The organism is Pseudoalteromonas sp. MMG007 (assembly GCF_018100985.1).
Taxonomy (GTDB): Bacteria; Pseudomonadota; Gammaproteobacteria; order Enterobacterales; family Alteromonadaceae; genus Pseudoalteromonas.
In genome coordinates this window covers 1-377 of sequence record NZ_JAGJEI010000059.1, presented here as the reverse complement: position 1 = coordinate 377, position 377 = coordinate 1, and the positions used below count along the sequence as shown (strand labels likewise).

At 44.6% G+C, this 377-nt stretch carries 1 protein-coding gene; it reads left to right on the top strand.

All coding sequences use genetic code 11. The features are described 5' to 3' along the window. Positions 1 to 377 (top strand): FAD-binding domain-containing protein (locus tag J8L71_RS18420; RefSeq protein ID WP_282098407.1); only part of this gene is annotated, 377 nt, incomplete at both ends.

Below are 377 nucleotides of genomic sequence, written 5' to 3'. Positions count from 1 at the left end.
CAAAGCAACACGGCAAACGAGTCTACTTACTGGATTAAATTTGAATTGCTATGGCGAGAGTATTTTAAATGGCACGCACTTAAAGCAGGTAGCAACCTGTTTAGCTTTAAAGGTCAAAAACAAACTAAACCACTTACTACTTTTACACCTACACGCTTTGCTGCTTGGTGTAACGGCACAACGCCTTACCCGCTTGTAAATGCCATCATGGAAGAGCTAAACACTACGGGTTACATTTCAAACCGAGCACGGCAAATTGCAGCAAGCTGTTTAGTAAACGAGCTTGGCCTTGATTGGCGATACGGCGCAGCCTACTTTGAGCAGCAATTGATTGATTACGACGTAGCAGCAAACTGGGGCAACTGGCAGTACATAGC